This is a genomic window from Bordetella muralis (assembly GCF_054781015.1).
In genome coordinates this window covers 57,825-76,921 of sequence record NZ_BAAGVF010000001.1, presented here as the reverse complement: position 1 = coordinate 76,921, position 19,097 = coordinate 57,825, and the positions used below count along the sequence as shown (strand labels likewise).

At 59.5% G+C, this 19,097-nt stretch carries 16 protein-coding genes; 9 read left to right on the top strand and 7 right to left on the bottom strand.

The window, feature by feature from the left end; genetic code table 11:
• Positions 1 to 92 precede the first annotated feature (92 nt).
• From ACYVIT_RS00415 to ACYVIT_RS00390, 6 genes are all read left to right on the top strand, one after another.
• A complete protein-coding gene (locus ACYVIT_RS00415) occupies positions 93 to 2,273 on the top strand; it encodes a TonB-dependent siderophore receptor (RefSeq protein ID WP_415807033.1) in 2,181 nt (726 codons plus the stop codon).
• 194 nt (positions 2,274 to 2,467) lie between these two features.
• Positions 2,468 to 2,890, top strand: coding sequence for a PaaI family thioesterase (locus ACYVIT_RS00410; protein ID WP_415806960.1), 423 nt, complete (start codon positions 2,468 to 2,470; stop codon positions 2,888 to 2,890).
• Positions 2,891 to 2,964: 74 nt separating this feature from the next.
• Positions 2,965 to 3,648, top strand: a complete 684-nt coding sequence (locus ACYVIT_RS00405; RefSeq protein WP_415806958.1) for a nitroreductase — start codon at positions 2,965 to 2,967, stop codon at positions 3,646 to 3,648.
• A 51-nt stretch (positions 3,649 to 3,699) separates the two neighbouring features.
• A complete protein-coding gene (locus tag ACYVIT_RS00400) occupies positions 3,700 to 4,095 on the top strand; it encodes a RidA family protein (RefSeq protein WP_415806957.1) in 396 nt (131 codons plus the stop codon).
• 144 nt (positions 4,096 to 4,239) lie between these two features.
• Positions 4,240 to 5,523, top strand: coding sequence for an MFS transporter (locus tag ACYVIT_RS00395; RefSeq protein ID WP_415806956.1), 1,284 nt, complete (start codon positions 4,240 to 4,242; stop codon positions 5,521 to 5,523).
• A gap of 17 nt (positions 5,524 to 5,540) precedes the next feature.
• Positions 5,541 to 6,524 (top strand): threonine/serine dehydratase, encoded by a 984-nt coding sequence (locus tag ACYVIT_RS00390; protein WP_415806955.1) that lies wholly within the window; start codon positions 5,541 to 5,543, stop codon positions 6,522 to 6,524.
• 100 nt (positions 6,525 to 6,624) lie between these two features.
• Here the strand turns inward: ACYVIT_RS00390 and ACYVIT_RS00385 are convergent, their stop codons facing one another.
• Together ACYVIT_RS00385 and ACYVIT_RS00380 are read right to left on the bottom strand one after the other, a co-directional pair.
• Complete coding sequence (locus ACYVIT_RS00385) at positions 6,625 to 7,683, bottom strand: lactonase family protein (RefSeq protein ID WP_415806954.1); 1,059 nt, start codon at positions 7,681 to 7,683, stop codon at positions 6,625 to 6,627.
• 12 nt (positions 7,684 to 7,695) lie between these two features.
• On the bottom strand, positions 7,696 to 8,688 hold the full coding sequence (locus tag ACYVIT_RS00380) for a Bug family tripartite tricarboxylate transporter substrate binding protein (RefSeq protein WP_415806953.1): 993 nt from the start codon (positions 8,686 to 8,688) through the stop codon (positions 7,696 to 7,698).
• A gap of 102 nt (positions 8,689 to 8,790) precedes the next feature.
• On the opposite strand from ACYVIT_RS00380, the gene acnA reads away from it, so the two are divergent.
• Entirely contained in the window at positions 8,791 to 11,439 is a 2,649-nt protein-coding gene (gene acnA / locus ACYVIT_RS00375; protein ID WP_415807032.1) for an aconitate hydratase AcnA, read from the top strand.
• A gap of 21 nt (positions 11,440 to 11,460) precedes the next feature.
• Positions 11,461 to 12,387, top strand: coding sequence for a GntR family transcriptional regulator (locus tag ACYVIT_RS00370; RefSeq protein WP_415806952.1), 927 nt, complete (start codon positions 11,461 to 11,463; stop codon positions 12,385 to 12,387).
• 28 nt (positions 12,388 to 12,415) lie between these two features.
• Here the strand turns inward: ACYVIT_RS00370 and ACYVIT_RS00365 are convergent, their stop codons facing one another.
• From ACYVIT_RS00365 to ACYVIT_RS00350, 4 genes are all read right to left on the bottom strand, one after another.
• On the bottom strand, positions 12,416 to 13,420 hold the full coding sequence (locus ACYVIT_RS00365; RefSeq protein WP_415806951.1) for a Bug family tripartite tricarboxylate transporter substrate binding protein: 1,005 nt from the start codon (positions 13,418 to 13,420) through the stop codon (positions 12,416 to 12,418).
• A gap of 96 nt (positions 13,421 to 13,516) precedes the next feature.
• The gene (locus tag ACYVIT_RS00360; protein WP_415806950.1) at positions 13,517 to 14,500 is read right to left on the bottom strand and encodes a Bug family tripartite tricarboxylate transporter substrate binding protein; all 984 of its coding nucleotides are present in this window, start codon (positions 14,498 to 14,500) and stop codon (positions 13,517 to 13,519) included.
• A gap of 115 nt (positions 14,501 to 14,615) precedes the next feature.
• Positions 14,616 to 15,314: an RraA family protein gene (locus ACYVIT_RS00355; RefSeq protein ID WP_415806949.1), complete on the bottom strand. Its 699-nt coding sequence runs from the start codon at positions 15,312 to 15,314 to the stop codon at positions 14,616 to 14,618.
• Between the two features lie 40 nt (positions 15,315 to 15,354).
• Positions 15,355 to 16,413, bottom strand: a complete 1,059-nt coding sequence (locus tag ACYVIT_RS00350) for a hydroxyacid dehydrogenase (RefSeq protein WP_415806948.1) — start codon at positions 16,411 to 16,413, stop codon at positions 15,355 to 15,357.
• A gap of 134 nt (positions 16,414 to 16,547) precedes the next feature.
• Here ACYVIT_RS00350 and ACYVIT_RS00345 point away from each other — a divergent pair, with 134 nt between their 5' ends.
• Positions 16,548 to 17,456: a LysR family transcriptional regulator gene (locus ACYVIT_RS00345; RefSeq protein WP_415806947.1), complete on the top strand. Its 909-nt coding sequence runs from the start codon at positions 16,548 to 16,550 to the stop codon at positions 17,454 to 17,456.
• Between the two features lie 14 nt (positions 17,457 to 17,470).
• On the opposite strand, the gene ACYVIT_RS00340 is transcribed toward ACYVIT_RS00345, so the two are convergent.
• The gene (locus ACYVIT_RS00340; protein ID WP_415806946.1) at positions 17,471 to 18,970 is read right to left on the bottom strand and encodes an amino acid permease; all 1,500 of its coding nucleotides are present in this window, start codon (positions 18,968 to 18,970) and stop codon (positions 17,471 to 17,473) included.
• Positions 18,971 to 19,097: the final 127 nt, after the last annotated feature.

Genomic DNA, 19,097 nt, shown 5'->3' with positions numbered 1-19,097 from the left:
ATTAAAAGTAATTGCGAATTACTCGCATTTTCAATAAAAAGATAGGTTTTCCTTCTATCTTTCCTGTCTGGAGCCCCTCCGTGGCTTACTCAATGTACTTCCGGCAACGTCCTGCATGGTTCGGTGTCCAACGTCCCAGTCTGCCTTCGGTGCTGGCCCTGGCCTTGGCTGGCGTCTATGCGACTTGCGCCCAAGCGCAGTCCATTGACGCACCGAGCGCAACCACTGCATCGAGCGTGACGCAAATGCCAGCCGTCACCATTCAGGCCGATACCCTCGATGACTCGCTGGAGCACCTGAACACCCCGGTGAACGCAGGTGCATTGGGCAGCCGCACGCAACTCGAAACACCGTTCTCCAGTACCGTTGTCACCGCTGCAGATATCGAAAACCGCCAGGTTTCCAAACTGGGCGACGTGTTTGCGCTGGACGCCTCTGTAGGCGATAACAGCTCGTCCAACGGGGCCTGGGCCAGCTATCTGACCGTGCGTGGCCTGCCCCTGGATTGGCAGAACTCGTACCGCATCGATGGCAAGCCCTTTGTCAGCTATGTCACCACCTTGCCCTATGAGCAATTCGAACGCATCGACTTGCTCAAGGGCGCCTCGGGATTCATGTACGGCTTTGGCGCGCCGGGCGGCATGCTGAACTACGTCACCAAGAAACCCACCGACGAGCCTGTACGCAGCATCACACTAGGCTATACCTCGCAAAGCGTGCTGCGCGAATCCGTTGATCTGGGAGGCCGCGCCGGCGATGACGGACGATTCGGCTATCGGCTCAACGCGACTCACGAAGAAGGCACCACCTACAACGACGGCTCGCTTTATCGGGACTCGGTTTCGTTGGCACTGGACGCGCGTCTGACTGACAAATTGACGTGGGACTTTCAGTCCATCTACCAGGACCGCAAAGCCATCAGGCAGGACGCGACCATCACCGCGGCAGGCATGTCGGGCACCTCGCTGCCCTCGCCACTGCGAGCCGATAACAACAATCTTCAGGGCGAAGGCCCTTATGCCGACAACGCTTTCCGCTTTTACTCCACAGGCCTGAAGTATGCGGTGAACGACAACTGGAACGTCAGCACCCACTACACCTATAACTCCACCCGTACACGTCGCAACGAAGCCGTACTGTCGCTGACCAATAGCGATGGCGACTACGACGATTACCGTTCCGACTATGGAGAGGCCTATTCCTATAATCAATGGGAAGCCATGGCCGAAGGCAAATTCAGTACCGGCCCGCTCAAACACCAGGTCGTGCTGGGCGTGTCGTGGCAAAAGCAAAAGAACGATTACAGCTCCAATGGTGTGTATCAGCTCCAGGGTACAGGCAATCTGTATGAGCAGAATCCCAACACCTATTACAGCGAAGGCCAGCTCGATCTGTATCGCGCCGCAGAGATCACACAGAAAGCGGCGTTCGCCAGCGACACGATCGACTTGACCGGCGGCTGGTCGATCCTGGGCGGTCTGCGCTACACCAATTATGAGCAGCAAGGTTTTGATGCCGCAGGCGTTCGGTCGGAACCCTATGAGAAAAACGGCGTCCTGACACCGACCGTGGCGCTGATGTACAACTTCACGCCGCAGACCATGGCGTATGCCAGCTACATCGAATCCCTGGAACCGGGCTCGGTCGTGGGCAATACCTACGAGAACCGCGGTGCCCTGCTCAGTCCACTCAAGAGCAAACAATACGAGCTGGGCATCAAGACCGAAAACGAGGATTGGTCAGCGACCGCCGCGCTATTTCGCATCGAGAAAAAATCGGAGTACGCCCGGCAGCTCGCAGACGGAGGACAAGAGCTGGTGCAAGGCGGCAAGTCGATTTACCAGGGCCTGGAGCTCGGCGCCTCGGCGCGCGTCGCGCGGGACTGGAATGTCGGCGGCAGCATCATGCTGCTCGATAGCGAGTACAAGAAAGGCGCCGATCACAACGGCAACCGCGTCGCGGGCGCACCCAAATTCATCGCCGCGGCACAAGTTGTCTATGATGTGCCGCAACTGCCGGGCCTGAAACTGCGGGCCGATGCCAAATACACAGGGGGCATCATGCTGGACGCGTCGAACAACATCAAGGTCGACGACTACACCGTCTTTAATATCGGCGCCACCTACGACACGCGCATCTATGGCTACAACACGACCTTCCGTGCCGGCATCAACAACCTCACCAACAAGCGCTACTGGCTGTATCAGTCGGAGAACTACATCAAGGCGGGCGATCCGCGCACTTATAGTTTGAGTGCCAGTATTGCGTTCTGAGCAACCCGGGGACTGATACACGCCAGCCGTGCTGGCATCAGGCGCAGCAGGTATCACGAGGCGGACGATGAATGATCATCGTCCGCCTCGCCGCTTGTGACAGGGCTCAGCCGACAAATTGATCTATCAACGGTATCATCAATGGTTGTATCCGGGCGTACGCACCCGATTTCACTATCCATTGCCACCGTACCATGAGCCGTTTCGAAGACAATCCTTTTCTGCACTCGCTAGGCGCCACAATCGAGAGTTGGGGCGACGGCCGCGTCGTCATTCGCATGGCGCTGCAACCGAACCATCTCAACCGCCAAGGCGCGTTACAAGGCGGTGTGGTCTCCGCCCTGCTGGATGCTGCCTGTGGTTATGCGGGTATCGATCCCAATCATGCCGAACGCAGCAACTCCGTCACCATCTCGCTGGCCATCAACTTCATCGGTTCCGTCAAAAGCGGCCATGTCCTGGCAACCGGCACGGTCACCGGCAGCGGGCGCAAGATTTATTTCTCTCAAGCCACGGTGACCGCCCCCGACGGCCGCGTATTGGCCTCCGCACAGGGATCATTCAAATACGGCAGTCCGCGCGTCAATACTGATGCGCCAGAGGTGCCAACCGTCTGATCCGTGACTTGAACTCGTTATCCTCGAATCGACGACGCATCGATCAGGATGCCGCTATCCCAGGAACCACTGAAATGAACGATGCACCGCACGCTATTGAACAAGCCATCGTCTCGCGCCAAAGCATTCGAGGTTTCTTGCCCAAGCCAGTGCCAGAGGAACTGATTCGCCGGATCCTGGAGGCCGCCGCTCGTGCGCCCAGCGGCAGCAATATCCAGCCCTGGAAAGTACACGTCGTCACCGGCGCTCGCCGCGATGCCCTGTCCCAGGCATTGCTGCAGGCCCACGCCCGCCACGAACCGGAACGCCGAGAGTATCAGTACTATCCGGTGAATTGGCGCAGTCCCTATCTGGATCGGCGGCGCGAAACAGGCTGGGGCCTGTACAGCCTGCTGGGCATTCAGAAAGGCGATCGCGAGGCCTCGTCGCAGCAGCATGCCCGTAACTACGTGTTCTTCGACGCTCCTTGCGTACTGCTGTTCACCATCGACAACGACATGGACAAAGGCAGCTGGCTGGATTACGGCATGTTCTTGCAGAACATCATGATCATGGCTCGTGGCTGTGGCCTGGACACCTGCCCGCAGGCAGCTCTGGCTAATTACCCCGACATCATCAAACAACAACTGGGCATCCCGGACGATCAGATCGTCGTGTGCGGCATATCGCTGGGCTATCAAGATCCCGACGAGCCAGTCAATCAATACCGCACTACGCGCGTTCCGGTAGACGAGTTCACGGTTTTTCACGACGGCTGACCTCACGTCACGCATATCGATATCGACTTTTCAACTATACGGAGCTATTCCATGTCGACCAGCCCCCCATCCTCTTCCAGCCCGATCAAACGCCTGCCCAATTTTTCGCTGTACCGCCGCGCAGGCGACCTGGTTTTCGTATCCGGCCAAATGGCATTCGGCGAAGGCTTTCGCCTGATCGGCGACGACGTCGCCACGCAGACGCACGTCTGCCTGGAAAACATCGAACGCCAGCTCAAGGCAGCCGGGCTGACCGCACGCGACATCGTCAAGGCCACGGTCTGGTTGACCCGCACCGAGGACTTCGCCGCGTTCGACGCGGCCTATGGTGCGTTTTTTGGAGATGCCACCTTGCCTGCGCGATCGACCGTGCGTGCCGATCTGATGGTGCCGGGCGCCTTGATCGAGATCGAAGCCATTGCTCAAGCTGGCGCAGGCCAGGCCTGAGTTTGGCGCTATCCTTGCATTCGAGGCCGCATTAGTGCGACCTCGGCACACCAGCCGGACGACATCCTGTTTTCCGGCTTTGTATTTAACGCTGTCTGACAGCATTCCATTAAACGCTCTGTCTCACTTTCGGACACTTCATCCATGGACACCGCATCAACGGTATCGCCAGCAACGGGCAAGGCCTCTCCTTCGGCAGGACGCCTGATCGCCGCCGCCTCAATCGGCAATGCATTGGAATGGTTTGACCTGGTGGTTTACGGCTTTTTCGCCGCCACCATTTCGCGCTTGTTTTTTCCGAACGAAAACGAAACGATTTCGCTGCTGATCACGTTGGGTACCTTTGGCGTATCGTTTTTCATGCGTCCGCTGGGTGCATTGGTGCTGGGCGTGTACGCCGATCGTGTCGGCCGCCGTGCTACCTTGACGCTGGCCATCATGCTCATGATGCTGGGCACATTGATGATTGCCGTCATGCCCACCTATGCTGCGATCGGTATCTGGGCGCCCATCGGCATTGTGATCGCGCGCATGATCCAGGGCTTTTCCGCAGGCGGAGAGTTCGGCAGCGCCACCGCCTTTCTGGCCGAACACAGCCCGAACCGCCGCGGCTTCTTTGCCAGCTGGCAAGTCGCCAGCCAAGGCCTGACCACCATCCTGGCCGCCGGTTTCGGCACAGGACTGAATGCCTGGTTAACGACCGAACAACTCGAGAGCTGGGGTTGGCGTGTGCCGTTTTTCTTTGGCCTCTTGATCGGCCCCGTCGCGTATTACATTCGCACGCGTATCGACGAAACACCGGAGTTTCTCGCGGCAGAGCGTACAGAATCGCCGTTGGCCGACACCTTCACGCAACACCGCACACGCCTGATCCTCGCCATCGGCTCCGTCGTACTGGGCACGGTTGCGACCTATCTGATCCTCTACATGCCCACGTATGCGGTCAAACAACTGGGTATCCCCGCGTCCGCCGCGTTTGCCGCGACCCTGGTCACCGGCGTCGTTCAATTCATCTTTGCACCCATGGTCGGACACTGGTCCGATCGCCACGGCCGCACAGGCATCATGCTGACCTCGGCAGTGCTCTTTCTCGTCTTGATGTATCCGCTGTTCTTGTTGCTGAGATCGTCGCCCACCTTTGCCACCATGATCGTGGTGCAATTCGTGATCGGGGTCTTGTTGGCGGGCTACTTCGGCGCGCTGCCTGCGTTGTTGACCGATCTGTTCCCGACCCAGTCGCGCACGACCGGTATGTCACTCGGCTACAACATCGCCGTCACGATTTTTGGCGGATTCGCGCCGTTCATCATCGCCTGGCTGATATCAGTCAGTGGCAACAAGCTCGCGCCGAGCTTCTATGTCATTTTCGCGGCCGTGATCAGCTTGATCTCGCTCCTCTCCGTACGCAAGAAACTGGGCCTGCGCTAAAACCATAGGAAACCACCATGACCACATCTGAAGAAACCTTCCCCATTCCGGATCTAGGCGCCATCACCGAGCTGCATGGCGAACTTCAACGCTGGGTACGCACGACGCCTGTCGTTGCAAAATCCGATTTTGATCCTGTCGCAGGCACTGACGTTTTCTTCAAATTCGAATTGCTGCAAGCCAGCGGAACGTTCAAGGCGCGCGGGGCATTTTCCAATCTGCTTGCGCTTGACGAAGCTCAGCGCAACGCTGGCGTCACCTGCGTCTCTGCCGGCAACCACGCCGTCGCGGTCGCGTACGCCGCCATGCGTTTGGAAATTCCCGCCAAGGTCGTCATGATCAAAACGGCAAGCCCTGCCCGCGTGTCCCTATGCCGGCAGTATGGCGCCGAGGTGGTCCTCGCCGAAGACGGCCCCTCTGCATTTGAAACAGTACGCCGTATCGAAAGCGAAGAAGGCCGATTCTTCGTCCACCCCTTTAACGGCTATCGCACTGTCCTGGGCACCGCGACGCTGGGCTACGAATGGCTGCAACAGGCAGGCAAGCTTGACGCCGTCATCGTCCCCATCGGCGGCGGCGGTTTGATGGCAGGTGTCAGCACAGCAATCAAACTGCTCGATCCCCAATGCCAGGTCATCGGCGTAGAACCCGAGGGCGCCGATGCCATGCATCGCAGTTTTGCCACCAATGGCCCCATCAAGATGGGCCCCATGCAAAGCATCGCCGACAGCCTGATGGCGCCTCATACCGAGCAATACAGCTATAACCTGTGCCGTCAGAACGTCGACCGTCTCGTCACCGTCTCGGATGATGATCTGCGTGGCGCGATGCGGCTGCTGTTCGATCAACTCAAACTTGCGACCGAGCCCGCGTGCGCTGCGGCGACCGCAGCGTTGGCAGGAAAACTCAAAGACGAGTTGGCAGGCAAACGAGTCGGCGTATTGCTCTGCGGCACCAACACCGATCCCGCGACGTTCGCGAAACATCTGAACGTCAAGTAGTCTCTGAGCGACGGCCAACATCATGCAGGCGATGTGCGGTGTTGGCCAATCACCATGCGGCAAGCTGGTGCGGGTTTAAACGCTGACCCGCTGCGGCCCGTCAATCGCGACCACGCGAGAAAATCATACATACCGGGCTTCCCACCGTCACCAGGTCTGCGGCCGGCGACAACTGGCCCGTTGCCCCATCCACTCGCATCGCCACGATGCTGTCGCTATCTTCATTCAGCGCGTACATGAAACGGCCACCAGGCAAGAACGTCATATAACGCGGCGTTCGCCCTCCGGACGCATGGGCGTCCATCCACGTCAGCATCCCTGTCGCCGCATCGACACGAAACACGGCGATGCTGTCATGCCCGCGATTCGAGGCATAGACGTAGCGCCCATCATCACTCACTATGATTTCAGCCGCGCGGCTGTTGCCGGTAAACGTTGAAGGCAGCGTCGACAGGATCTGCAGCGGATTCAACGACCCGGTGTTCGCGTCGTAGCGATACGCTGTCACCGTCGAATCCAGCTCGTTGACACAATACGCATACTGCGCCGATGGATGGAACGCGATATGGCGTGGCCCAGAGGCTTCGCGTGCCACCACCTCGACGGGCGGCGCGGACAACCGGCCCTCGTCAAAACGGAACGAGAGCACACGGTCAGTCCCTTTATCGGGCACCACCACATATCGGCCATCCGGCGAAAATGGACAGGCATGCGGTTTGGCATGCGGCTGCTCGATACGATGCGGGCCAGCAGCGCCCTGCACCTGCACAAGCTGCATCAATGGCAACAGCGAACCATTCTCGGCGATCGGCAACACTGCCATACTCGCGCCTATGTGATTGCATACGACCAGATATTTTCCACTGGGATCCACGGCAAGATCGACCGGATTCTTGCCCTGTGTCTGTTCGGTATTCAACGCCCTCAACATCCCGCTGCCGACATCGACAGCATAGGCGCTCACCCGCGTCGTATCGCCATGCACGGCATACAATCGATCCCCGCGCGCGTTCAGTGTCAGAAAGGACGGATTTTCCAATCCGCTCAACAACTGAATCCGCTGCAAGGCCGCCGTTTCCGGATCGACCTTGAACACGCTGATCCCTTCGCCTCGCGCATTGCGCTCACGCGTCGTGCGGCTTCCTACATAGGCGTACATGACGTCTCCCGATCAATGCTCAGCCGTGATATTGGCCTGCGTCACGATCGACTTGTACTGCTCGCTCTCGTGCTGAATGAATTGCTTGAACTCAGAGACAGACATTGCTTGTACTTCGCCGCCCTGATCGCGCAAGCGCTGCACCAACTCCGGATCCTTCAACGCAGCCGTCACGGCCAGATTGATACGCGCCAGCACCGGTTCGGGTGTCTTGGCAGGCGCAAACAGGCCAAACCAGTTCTCCAGACGATACGCCGATAGCCCCGGCGTTTCCGCGATAGCGGGAATGTCCTTGGCGAAGCTCGCCCGTTGTGCTGACGTCACCGCCAGCGCCTTGACCCGATTCGCATCGATGAACGGTTTAGCTCCGGCGTAACTGACAAACGTCATATCCACATTCCCGCCTGCCACATCCGCCAATTGCCCGGCTGCGCCTTTATATGGGACGTGCACCATCTCAACGCCGGCGATGGATTGCAGCAACGCCCCGTTCAAGTGCTGTGGATTGCCCACGCCGCTTGTCGCATAGGTCAGTTTGCCCGGATTAGCCTTGGCCTGGGCCACCAACTCGGCAACGGTGTTCACCTTCAGCGACGGCCCAGCCACCAGCACATTCGGTACTCGCGCAACGAGCGAAATCGGCGCCAGGTCCTTTTCGGGCTCATATGCCATGCGCGCTTTGTACACGTATGGATTGATCGCCGTTTCGCCTGCCGACCCTAGCAGCAAGGTATAGCCATCGGCGGGAGCTCTGGCCACAAACTGCGCCCCCAGCATCCCGCTGGCACCCGGCTTGTTTTCCACCACGATGTTCTGATGCAAAGAATCGCGCAGCTTTTCAGCCAGCAGGCGGGCCATGACGTCGACGCCGCCCCCGGCCGAAAACGGCACGATCAGCGTGATGGGGCGGCTGGGGTATTCCTGAGCAGAGGCCGGCAGCGCATGTCCCACCAACCCGGCCAACGCCAGCAGCCCCAGCATATGAAATTTACGAAGAATGGACATGCACGTCTCCAATATGGCTTTTTTTGATAAGGATGAGGCGGCCATTGCGGTGACCGTTTTTTATATTGCATTTTTTAAATTGAAAATGCAATAATGGATTCCATGGAACCTGCCCACTTGCCCCCTGCCAACCCGGCCACGTTGGTTATCGGATCGCAAACCTACGCCATCGTCGACCTCCCTGGCCCATTTGGCGCCGAGTACTTTCGGCTCCCCGTCGTGCTGCGTCTGCTGCTGGAGAATGCGCTGCGCAATATGCAGGGCAGCGAGCGGGACAGCGCAATACAGGCGCTGTTTGACTGGCTGCAGACGGGCTCGAGCGAAGCAGAGATCGCATTTCAGCCGGGCCGGGTGCTCATGCACGACACCACCAGCACCCCTGCCCTGGTAGACATCGCCGCCATGCGCGATGCCCTGGCCGAGGCGGGCGTCGACCCAGCGGTGCTCAATCCCGGATTACCGGTGGATGTCTCCGTGGACCATTCCCTGGCAGTCGAGGCCTATGCCCAGCGCGACGCCGCGGCGCAGAACATCGGCCATGAGATCCGCCGCAATCAGGAGCGTTATCGCTTTCTACGCTGGGCCTCACAGGCCCTGGAGGGCGTGCGCATCAACCCGCCTGGCACGGGCATCATGCACACGATCAACCTGGAGCAATTGGCAACGGTCGTGCAAGTCGATCAACGCGACGGGCAGGACTGGCTCGTGCCCGACATGATGATCGGCACCGACAGCCATACCCCCATGGTCAACGGCATCGGCGTGCTCGGCTGGGGCGTAGGCGGCCTGGAAGCGCAGACCGTGATGTTCGGCATGCCCACGATGTTGCGTATCCCGGATGTCATCGGTGTCGAGCTCAACGGAGCTTTGCCGCCCGGGGTCTTGGCCACGGACTTGGCTTTGACGGTCACGCAACAGCTGCGCGGCTTGGGGGTATCCGGTGAATTCGTCGAGTTCTACGGCCCCGGCGTCTCTACCCTGTCGGCCAGCGAACGCGCTGTCGTGGCCAATATGGCCCCGGAATATGGAGCCACCACCGGTTACTTTCCCGTTGATGAGCATACCTTGGCCTATCTGCGCCAGACCGGCCGATCCGAGTCGACCATCGAACATGTACGCCGCTACGTGCAACGCACAGGACTATGGTTCGATCCCTGTGCCCGCCCCCGTTATACGCGCACCCTGCACATTGCACTGGACCAGATCGGCATGCACGTCGCTGGTCCGAGGCGCCCGCAAGACCTGTTGCACTACCGCGAGGTACCAGCGACGCTCGACGTGCTGGCATTTCAGCCGGCGGACTCCCACACCGATCTACCGCGTTATCCCGTCGCCATCGCAGCCATCACGAGTTGCACCAATACCACCGACCCTGGCCTGCTCATGGCTGCCGGTATCGTCGCCCGCAAGGCGCGCGCCCATGGCCTCAAAGTTCCTCATTGGGTCAAAACGTCTCTAGGGCCCGGCTCTCCTGCCGCGGCCAGTTATCTGCAGCGCGCGGGCTTGATCGACGATCTGTCGGCCGTGGGCTTTGATATCGTGGGCTATGGCTGCACCACCTGCATCGGCAACTCAGGCGCCTTGCCTGAGGCCATTACGCAAGCAGCCAAAGCGGGCAACATCCATCCTGTCGCCATGCTGTCCGGCAATCGCAATTTCCCGGGCCGCATTCACCCTGACCTGGATCTGGGTTTTCTCATGTCGCCGCCGCTCGTCGTTGCCTATGCCTTGACCGGTGACGCCGAGCGGGATCTGGGCAGTGATCCCTTGGGGCACACTGATGACGGCAAGCCCATCTATTTGCAGGACCTATGGCCCACCCACGCAGAGATTCAGGCTTGTCTTCAGGCCGGCTTGGACGCAGCGGATTTCCGGCGAGATTTTCAGATCGCGCAGCGCAATCCGTTGTGGCAGCAACTCGATGCGCCGTCATCGCCTCAGTTTCCCTGGAACCCAGCTTCGACGATTCTGCGCCGGCCGCCCTTTGCTGCCACCGACGCAGGCAGTCAACTGGGACACTACACAGCGCATCCGCTCCTGGTCGTGGGCGACGACATCACCACCGACCATATCTCGCCGGCCAGCGCCATTCCTGCCGACAGCCTGGTCGCGGACTTTCTGGTCGAACGCGGTGATGATCGCGACGACTTGAATGTTTTCGCATCACGCCGCGGCAACTGGGAAGTCATGCTGCGCGCGGCATTTCACAGCAAAACACTCGTCAACTTGCTATGTCCAGAGGCGCCCGTGGCGCACACGCGGCATGCGCCCACAGGCGACGTACTGCCGCTCTGGGAGGCCGCACAGCGCTACCGTAATGCGGGCGATTCGCTCGTCCTGATTGCAGGCGAACGCTACGGCACCGGCTCTTCCCGCGACTGGGCGGCCAAGGGCCAGCGGCTGCTCGGCATCCGCGCCGTCCTGGCGCTGAGCTTCGAACGTATCCACCGTTCCAATCTGATAGGCATGGGTATATTGCCGCTGCGCCTGCCGGCAACTCATGGCCCCGACGCCCTGCAGATTCAATCCGGCGACCGTATCGAGATCGACGCGCCCGCGAGCGCGATCACGCCGCGCTGCGACATTGCGGTACGCATCCACCGCCAAAACGGTTCGATCACCGCTTTCAGCGCGCGCGCCGCGGTAGAAACTCAACTGGAAGTGGACCTGCTTGCTGTCGGCGGCGTCATCCCCGCCATCTTGCGCGACACCTTGGCGGCACACCCCGTTTCGAATAGGGTGGCGGACTGATTCTGCGCTACAGTCCCGAGCATGACTCCGCAAAAATCCCTCGCCGCACAGATCGTTGAACTCATCCATATGGATGGCCTGGCCGTCGGTGCTCATTTGCCTGCGCAAATGCTGGCCGACCGGCTGCGGGTGTCACGCTCGCCGATCAACGAGGCGCTGCAGCAACTGCACGAAAAAGGGGTGTTGAGCCGGCAACGCAATCGCGGTTACTTCGTCGCTCAAGCCGTCCCTGCGCGCGCCGACGAGTTGGCGGCAGAATTGGGGCTACAAGAACACGACGTCCTCACCAACGTCTACTTTCGCATCGCCGACGATCTGCTGCACGGGGAATTGCCGGCAGCCTTTACCGAAACGCAAATGCGCACGCGATATCAGCTGACGCCGGCGCAATTGAACGCTATCCTGGGACGCATTGCCAACGAAGGCTGGGCCGAACGCCGTCCTGGCTACGGTTGGGAGTTCTCCGGCATGATGCACACGCCCGACGCATTGCTGCAGTCCTATCGTCTGCGGTTGGCACTGGAGCCGGCCGCACTACTTGAGCCGGGATACCACCTGGACCCCGCCATCCTGGCACGCTGCCGCCAGGCTGAACTGCACCTGCTGGCAGGCGGCATCGAAACCGATACCGCAGATCAGCTCCATGACCGTGGCGTGCGCTTTCACGAATCGCTGGTAGAGGCTTCAGGCAATCCGTTCTTTATCGACACCGTACGTCGCGTCAATCGCGTACGCCGCCTGCTGTCCTATCGATCGATGCGCGATCGAAAACGCTACAAACAGCATTGCGAACAGCACCTGCACATCCTGGAATTACTGGAGCAAGGCCGCAACGCCGACGCATCGCAGGCCTTGCGCGAACATCTGCAAAGCACGCTGAGCAATATTGGGCAGATCACCGATATCCTGGCGACCGAACCCACCGCAGCAAAGCGCAGGCGCGCATAGCATTCAAGCTGGCACACCTGCCTGGCCCTTACTCCGGCTGAATGCCCGATTTCTCGGCCACCGATTTCCAATTGGCCAGTTCGTCAGCAATCACCTTGCCAAACGCAGCAGAGCTCATCGGCGCGGCCTCGGCCCCTTCTTTGAGCAGGAACGCCTTCATATCGTCGCTCTTGAGCGCTTCGTTGATGACATTGTTCAAGCGTTCAGTCACGTCAGCGGGCACATTGGCCGGTGCCAGAATTCCCCACCACAAATCCGTCGCGCTGCCTTTGTAGCCTGCCTCTTCCAAAGACGGCAGATCCGGCGCCACCGGCGAACGCTGCGCGGTTGTCACGGCCAAAGCGCGCACATTGCCGCTTTGCACCTGTCCCAGGATCGACGGCGCGCTCGCCACCAGTACATTGATCTGACCGCCGATCAGATCATTCGTCGCAGGCCCCATGCCCTTGTAGGGCACATGCGTCATCTTGATATTCGCCGCTTGCGAAAACAGCTCCGTCGAAAACTGATTGATACTGCCGATGCCCGATGTCCCGTAGTTCAACTTGCCCGGGTTTTCGCGGGCATAAGCCACCAGTTCCTGAATCGTCTTGAAAGGCTGGTCCTTGTTGATGGTGATCAGCAGCGGGCCTTGGGCAATCATCGCTACCGGCGTAAAGCTTTTTACCGCGTCATAGCCGAGGTTGGTGCGGATCGCCGCGCCCGTGGTGAACGTAGAAGACACCATACCCAGCGTATAGCCGTCCGGCGCAGCCTTGGCGACCAGCGAGTTCGCCAACACACCGCCACCCGATGGGCGGTTCTCTACCACGACGGTTTGTTTCAACGCATCGCCCATGTGCTTGGCAATGGCACGCGCAAACACATCATTCGATCCCCCTGGCGACGACCCCACGATGAGCGTGATGGGTTTGTTCGGATACGCAGCATCGGCCGCATGCGCCGCAGGCATCATCCACGTCGCCAGCGCCAGTCCCATCGCACTCAGCTGTACGACACGCTTGCCGGCCAATCCAGAAATCGATACTTTCATTCCATGTCTCCTCAATAAGGTGAAAACAGCAAAACCCACCATCCCCATGCGCATCATACGTACGCATAGAGAAAGTGGGCCCCTGGTGCATACTCGCTAGCTAATTTTTATATTGGCCTCGCGAATCAACTTGCCCCATTTGTCGTACTCGTTACGAATGAGCGTAGCAAATGCCTCAGGCGTTCCAGCGTTGGGTTCGTTGCCCTCGGCTTCCAGACGCTCTTGCACCTCTTTGCTCGACATGACTTCCACAACGGCAGCGTTGACCTGCTTGACAATATCATCTGGCAATTCGTCCGGCCCGACCAGTCCCAGCCACGTGGTCGCTTCAAAATTTTTATAACCTTGTTCTGCCACCGTCGGCAGATCAGGTAAAGCCGTCAAGCGCTTGGCGGACGTCGTCGCCAAGCCCCGAACAGCGCCCGCCTGCAGCTGTGGCATGACCGATGCCGCACTGCCAAAATAGGTGTCGACCTGGCCGCCCATCAAATCATTCATCCCTGGTCCCGCACCTTTGTAAGGCACTTGCATCACGTCGATACCTGCTTCACGCGTCAGCATTTCCCCCGCCAGATGGCCTACCGTGCCCATGCCGGCTTGCGCCATGGTGTACTTGCCCGGCTCTTTTTTGGCTGCCGCGATAAAGTCTGCCAGTGTCTTGAAGGGTGACTCCTTACGCACCACGAGGACCACCGGTTGCGCGCATACTTGGACAATCGGCTTCAGGTCCTTCAGCGGATCGAACAGCATCTTGGGATACAAGGCCGGATTGATGGCCATGTTCGATGTCTGCGCCATCGCCAAGGTATAGCCGTCAGGCTTCGCTTTGGCAGTTTGATCCAATCCGATATTGCCCGCTGCGCCCGGACGATTGTCTACGATCAGTTGCCACTTTTTCGAGACGGTGAGCTTCTCTGCCACCAAACGGGACACCGTGTCCGTACCGCCTCCCGGCGGGAAAGGCACGATCAGCCTGATGACGGTCGTCGGCCAATTATTGGACTGGGCCTGCGCCGCCCAAGGCAGCGTGGCTCCTGCTGCACCGGCAGCCGCTAGCTGCAGAAAATCGCGTCGATTCATAAACGTCTCCGTATCATTTTCTTTTAAAAGCAAACCCGTTCGCGCCCTCGGATACCTGGCACGATACGCTCGCCTGAGCTCGGCTCATCGCGGGTCTGTCGTTACACGCCAGTCATCAAACCGGCAGGCCCTTGGCACGCAACACTGCATCGAACCGCTCGGGGTCTGCCGAGCCCGTACGATTACTTTCCCGAATGCGCGCTTCTTTTTCCAGATGAGCGCGCGTGCGCGCCAATACGTCTTCGGCTTGATCTTTCGGGACAGCGATCACACCATCAGCATCGCCCACAATCAGGTCGCCTGGCAATACTGCCAATCCCGCGCAGCTGATGGGCACATTGATCTCGCCTGGACCATCCTTGCTCGGGCCGCGATGCGTGTGGCCTTTCGCAAAAATCGGCATGCCGTCTTCGGCCCACTCGGTCAGATCGCGCACTGCGCCATCAATCACCAAGCCTGCCACGCCTTTGGCCACGCAAGTCGTACGCATCAACCCGCCTACCAAAGCCTGCGTCACATCGCCGCCGCCATCAATCACCAGCACGTCACCCGGCTTTACCATCATCAGGGCCTTGTGGATCATCAGATTATCGCCCGGCCGTACACGCACGGTAAACGCCGGACCGCACATCGTCGTGTCCAGACGTGCATGATATTGACGCAGGCCTACCGTCCCGACATTACGGCTCATCGCATCGCCGATCGCAGCTGCAGGCAAGCCCTGAAAACCGCTGACCACTTCTGCCGAAGGGCCCGCGTCGCGCGGGTTGATGCGATAGCCAGCAGGCCAGGAAATCGTGGTGTCCGTGCTCATGAAATATCCTAGTAAGAAAGAAGTACAACGTCGTGGCGCACTACGCCGACACAGCCGACGCAGCCTTGAGCACCTGCGCATTCACGCAGGCCGAGGCATCCGCCGGCTGCCCCGCCAGCCACCCCAACACATTGCGCGCAGCGCCCGTGGCCATCGCAGCCAAGGCAGCGGGCGTGGACCCGCCTACATGCGGTGTCAGCACCACATTCGGCAACGTGATCAAGGGGCTACCCCCGGGCAACGGCTCGACCGCCATGGTGTCCAGTCCTGCCGCGTATAGCTGACCGTCCTGCAGCGCCTGGATCAGCGCTGCCTCGTCGACCACTTCACCTCGCGCGGTGTTGATCAACACCGCCTGCTTCGGCAAACGCGCCAAACGCGCCGCATCAAACAAATTGCGCGTACGTGCATTCAAGGGAACATGCAAACTGACCACATTGCAATGCGGTAGCATATCGTCCAGATCGCTCCACAGCGTCACACCGGGCAACGGCGAAGGCTGCCCCTGTAATGCGGGATCGTAGGCATGGACGCGCATACCGATCGCTAGACATGCTGCAGCGACACGCTGACCTACCTGGCCGAATCCCACCAATCCCAAGGTGCGGCCATGCAGTTCCAGACCATCCTGTGCGCGAGACCAGCGCCCCCCTCGCAATTCACTATCCATCCAATGAATGCGGCGCGCGGCGGCAAACATCAAGCCGAGCGTCATTTCCGCCACGGATTGCGCATTCGCCCCTGGCGTCACATACACGGGAATACCTCGTTCGGTGCAGGCCGCCACGTCGATATTGCTGACCCCGACGCCATGCTTGGAAATCACCTTCAACGTTGGACATGAGGCAATCGCCTCGGCATCGAGTGCCACGGTCCGCGAAATCACGGCGTCCACTGGCTCTGTCGCCATGATGTGGCGTACGGCTTGCACGTCGTCCGCCGCAGGCAGATAAATGACACGGGCGCCCGCTGCTTGCAGGACGTCGACCCCAGCAGGGGCCAGCTTGGGCGCCGTTACAAAAATGGTGATGGGCCTGCCGGTGGGGGCAATAGGGCGTTGCGCCGAGGTCACGAAACCGTCTCCTTGAGTTTTCTGCATTCTGGGCTGCCCAATTGATTCCGTCTACTTTAAAATTTTCATCAATTGAATCTTTTTAGCGATCAATTGGCGGCCGTCTTCCACGGCTCCACTGATTCGATTTGAAGGTTTGAACTCTCTGACAGGTAATCATCATGGACCTGCGCGACCTGAAATATTTCGTGGCTGTGGCTCATGCCGGCAATACCCGCCGGGCTGCTGACATCGTGCACCGCTCACAACCCGCCCTCACCAAGGCCATCGATCGGCTGGAGGCCTCATTAGGCGCCAAGCTCTTTGAGCGCGAAGGGCGCGGCCAACGGCTCAGTGTGGCCGGCGCTGCTCTGCTGGCTCGTGCCACACCGCTGCTGGGCACAGCCGATGCCGTACGCAACGAGGTCGCCGCGCTCGGTCGTGGCACAGCAGGTCTGGTGCGCCTGGGCAGCGGCCCTCTGGGCGCCGAGTATCTGCTGCCCACGATCTCACAGCTGCTCCTGAAAGAAGCCCCCGATGTTCAACTGCAATTGCTGATCCGCATGAATTACGAATCGCGCGTTGAACTGCGCGACGGCAACCTAGACGTGGTGCTGGGATTCGTGCCCGATCGGGAAGCCGAGTTCGTCTGTGACACCCTGCTCAAAGATGTCGTGGTCGCGGCAGCTGGCGCGCAGCATCCCATTTTCCGCAGCAGAAAACGCCTGACACTGGAATCACTGACCCATTACCGCTGGGCGCTGCCCAATGTATCCGTCGCCAGCCGCATCTGGCTGGACCAGGTGTTCGAATCCCAAGGTCTCGCGCGCCCCTACGCGCAAATCGAAACCAACTCGATTCCCCTGATTCCCCGCGTCATCGCCCACACGCATCTGCTGAGCTTCGTATCACGCCGCACCATCAGCGCCAGCCAGGGACAACTGCGAGAGATCCCCCTGCCGGCTACCACGCTGGTTCGAAATTTTGGGCTGACCTATCTCAAAGACGTCAGCCTCTCGCCTGCTGCCGAAAAACTCATCAACCTGCTGCACACTCATGGGCAGAGCCTGTTTCATGGTGACGAAGCCTGAGCCGCACAGACGTCCTAGCGGACTCGACGCAACGGAAATGTCATGTCCGCATAACGCACAAACCGCGAACCGCGTGCCAGGCAATAACCCGCCCATATCAGTAAAAACAAAGGAATACCGATATACGTCGCCGCGACGCTTATCCAGTCAATATCGTCCTCGAAAAACGCTCTGTAGTTTTGTCCCAGCGTAATGACGAGACAGACTACAAACGCGAAAATGGGCCCAAAGGGAAAGAACGGCGACACGTAAGGCAGATCCGTCAAACGACCTCCCTGCGCAACGTAACCCCGGCGAAAACGATAATGGCTGATCGCGATCCCCAGCCACGCAATAAAGCCCGTCATGCCCGACGTGTTCAACAGCCAGACATACACGGCCTTGGGGCTGAAGATAAAAGACAAAAAGCACAACGCAGCCACTGCCGCCGTCGCCAGCAATGCCAGCACCGGCACGCCGTTCGAGGCCACGCGGCTAAAGACTCTGGGCGCCTTTCCTTCGCATGCCAGAGCGTAAAGCATGCGAGTGGCCGCATACATCCCAGAATTGCCCGCCGACAACACCGAGGTCAACACCACCGCATTCATCACCGAGGCAGCCGCGAGCAAGCCCGCTCGTTCAAAAATCAACGCAAAAGGGCTGACACTGATATCTGTGACATCGTTACGCAGCAACTGCGGATCGGTATACGGTATCAAGAGGCCAATCACCCCGATCGCCAATACATAGAAAAGCAGAATGCGCCAGAACACGCTGCGCACCGCGCGCGGCAGAGTACGCGCCGGGTCCTTGGATTCTCCGGCGGCAATGCCGATCAGTTCCGTACCCTGAAACGAAAATCCCACGACCATGGCGACGCCGATCAAGGCCGCAAACCCGCCGGCAAACGGCGCGTCTCCCACAGTCCAGTTCTGCCAGCCGCCCGTTTCCCCACCACGGATGATGCCCAGCAGCATCATCACACCCATCACGATAAAGGCGATCACGGCAATCACCTTGATCAAGGCAAACCAGAACTCCGCCTCGCCAAAGCCTCGTGCCGACAAGGCGTTCAAGCCGAAAATCACGGCCAGAAACAGCGCGCTCCAGTAAATTCCCGGCACATCGGGCAGCCAATAAGACATCACGAGCTGTGCCGCAACCAGATCCACCGCTACCGTTACCGCCCAGTTGTACCAATAGTTCCAACCTAACGCGAACCCGAAGCCCGGCTCGACATAGCGCGCGCCGTATGTGGCAAAAGATCCCGATACCGGCATGGCGGCCGCCAATTCCCCCAGACTGGTCATCAGGAAATACACCATCAGGCCAATGAATACATAGCCCAGCAGCGCCCCTCCTGGCCCCGCCTGCGCAATCGTGCTGCCAGAGGCGACGAATAAACCCGTGCCGATAGAGCCGCCGACGGCAATCATGGACAGGTGGCGGGCAGCCAGCGTACGACGCAGCCCGGTCGGTGCGGGATCGCCCTGGGTGCTCGTATCAACGGCGTGGTGACTTGTGGTCTCGGCCAAGATCGTGGTTTCCTTTTTTAAGGAGATTATGCAAACAGGGCGCCAATGTAGCTCAATATGCGCAATATTGGCTCGCCGCGCCGCAAACCCCTGCCCTTCCACACCGGTAAAAGAGGCGGCAATCCAC

What these genes read in the sequence shown, in the direction of transcription:
- ACYVIT_RS00345 (WP_415806947.1), top strand. Translation starts at nt 16,548, where the DNA reads ATGGACCTGCGCGACCTGAAATATTTCGTGGCTGTGGCTCATGCCGGC.
- ACYVIT_RS00360 (WP_415806950.1), bottom strand. Translation starts at nt 14,500, where the DNA reads ATGAATCGACGCGATTTTCTGCAGCTAGCGGCTGCCGGTGCAGCAGGA.
- ACYVIT_RS00380 (WP_415806953.1), bottom strand. Translation starts at nt 8,688, where the DNA reads ATGTCCATTCTTCGTAAATTTCATATGCTGGGGCTGCTGGCGTTGGCC.
- ACYVIT_RS00405 (WP_415806958.1), top strand. Translation starts at nt 2,965, where the DNA reads ATGAACGATGCACCGCACGCTATTGAACAAGCCATCGTCTCGCGCCAA.
- ACYVIT_RS00395 (WP_415806956.1), top strand. Translation starts at nt 4,240, where the DNA reads ATGGACACCGCATCAACGGTATCGCCAGCAACGGGCAAGGCCTCTCCT.
- ACYVIT_RS00385 (WP_415806954.1), bottom strand. Translation starts at nt 7,683, where the DNA reads ATGTACGCCTATGTAGGAAGCCGCACGACGCGTGAGCGCAATGCGCGA.
- acnA (WP_415807032.1), top strand. Translation starts at nt 8,791, where the DNA reads ATGGAACCTGCCCACTTGCCCCCTGCCAACCCGGCCACGTTGGTTATC.
- ACYVIT_RS00415 (WP_415807033.1), top strand. Translation starts at nt 93, where the DNA reads ATGTACTTCCGGCAACGTCCTGCATGGTTCGGTGTCCAACGTCCCAGT.
- ACYVIT_RS00390 (WP_415806955.1), top strand. Translation starts at nt 5,541, where the DNA reads ATGACCACATCTGAAGAAACCTTCCCCATTCCGGATCTAGGCGCCATC.
- ACYVIT_RS00410 (WP_415806960.1), top strand. Translation starts at nt 2,468, where the DNA reads ATGAGCCGTTTCGAAGACAATCCTTTTCTGCACTCGCTAGGCGCCACA.
- ACYVIT_RS00350 (WP_415806948.1), bottom strand. Translation starts at nt 16,413, where the DNA reads ATGCAGAAAACTCAAGGAGACGGTTTCGTGACCTCGGCGCAACGCCCT.
- ACYVIT_RS00365 (WP_415806951.1), bottom strand. Translation starts at nt 13,420, where the DNA reads ATGAAAGTATCGATTTCTGGATTGGCCGGCAAGCGTGTCGTACAGCTG.
- ACYVIT_RS00370 (WP_415806952.1), top strand. Translation starts at nt 11,461, where the DNA reads ATGACTCCGCAAAAATCCCTCGCCGCACAGATCGTTGAACTCATCCAT.
- ACYVIT_RS00400 (WP_415806957.1), top strand. Translation starts at nt 3,700, where the DNA reads ATGTCGACCAGCCCCCCATCCTCTTCCAGCCCGATCAAACGCCTGCCC.
- ACYVIT_RS00355 (WP_415806949.1), bottom strand. Translation starts at nt 15,314, where the DNA reads ATGAGCACGGACACCACGATTTCCTGGCCTGCTGGCTATCGCATCAAC.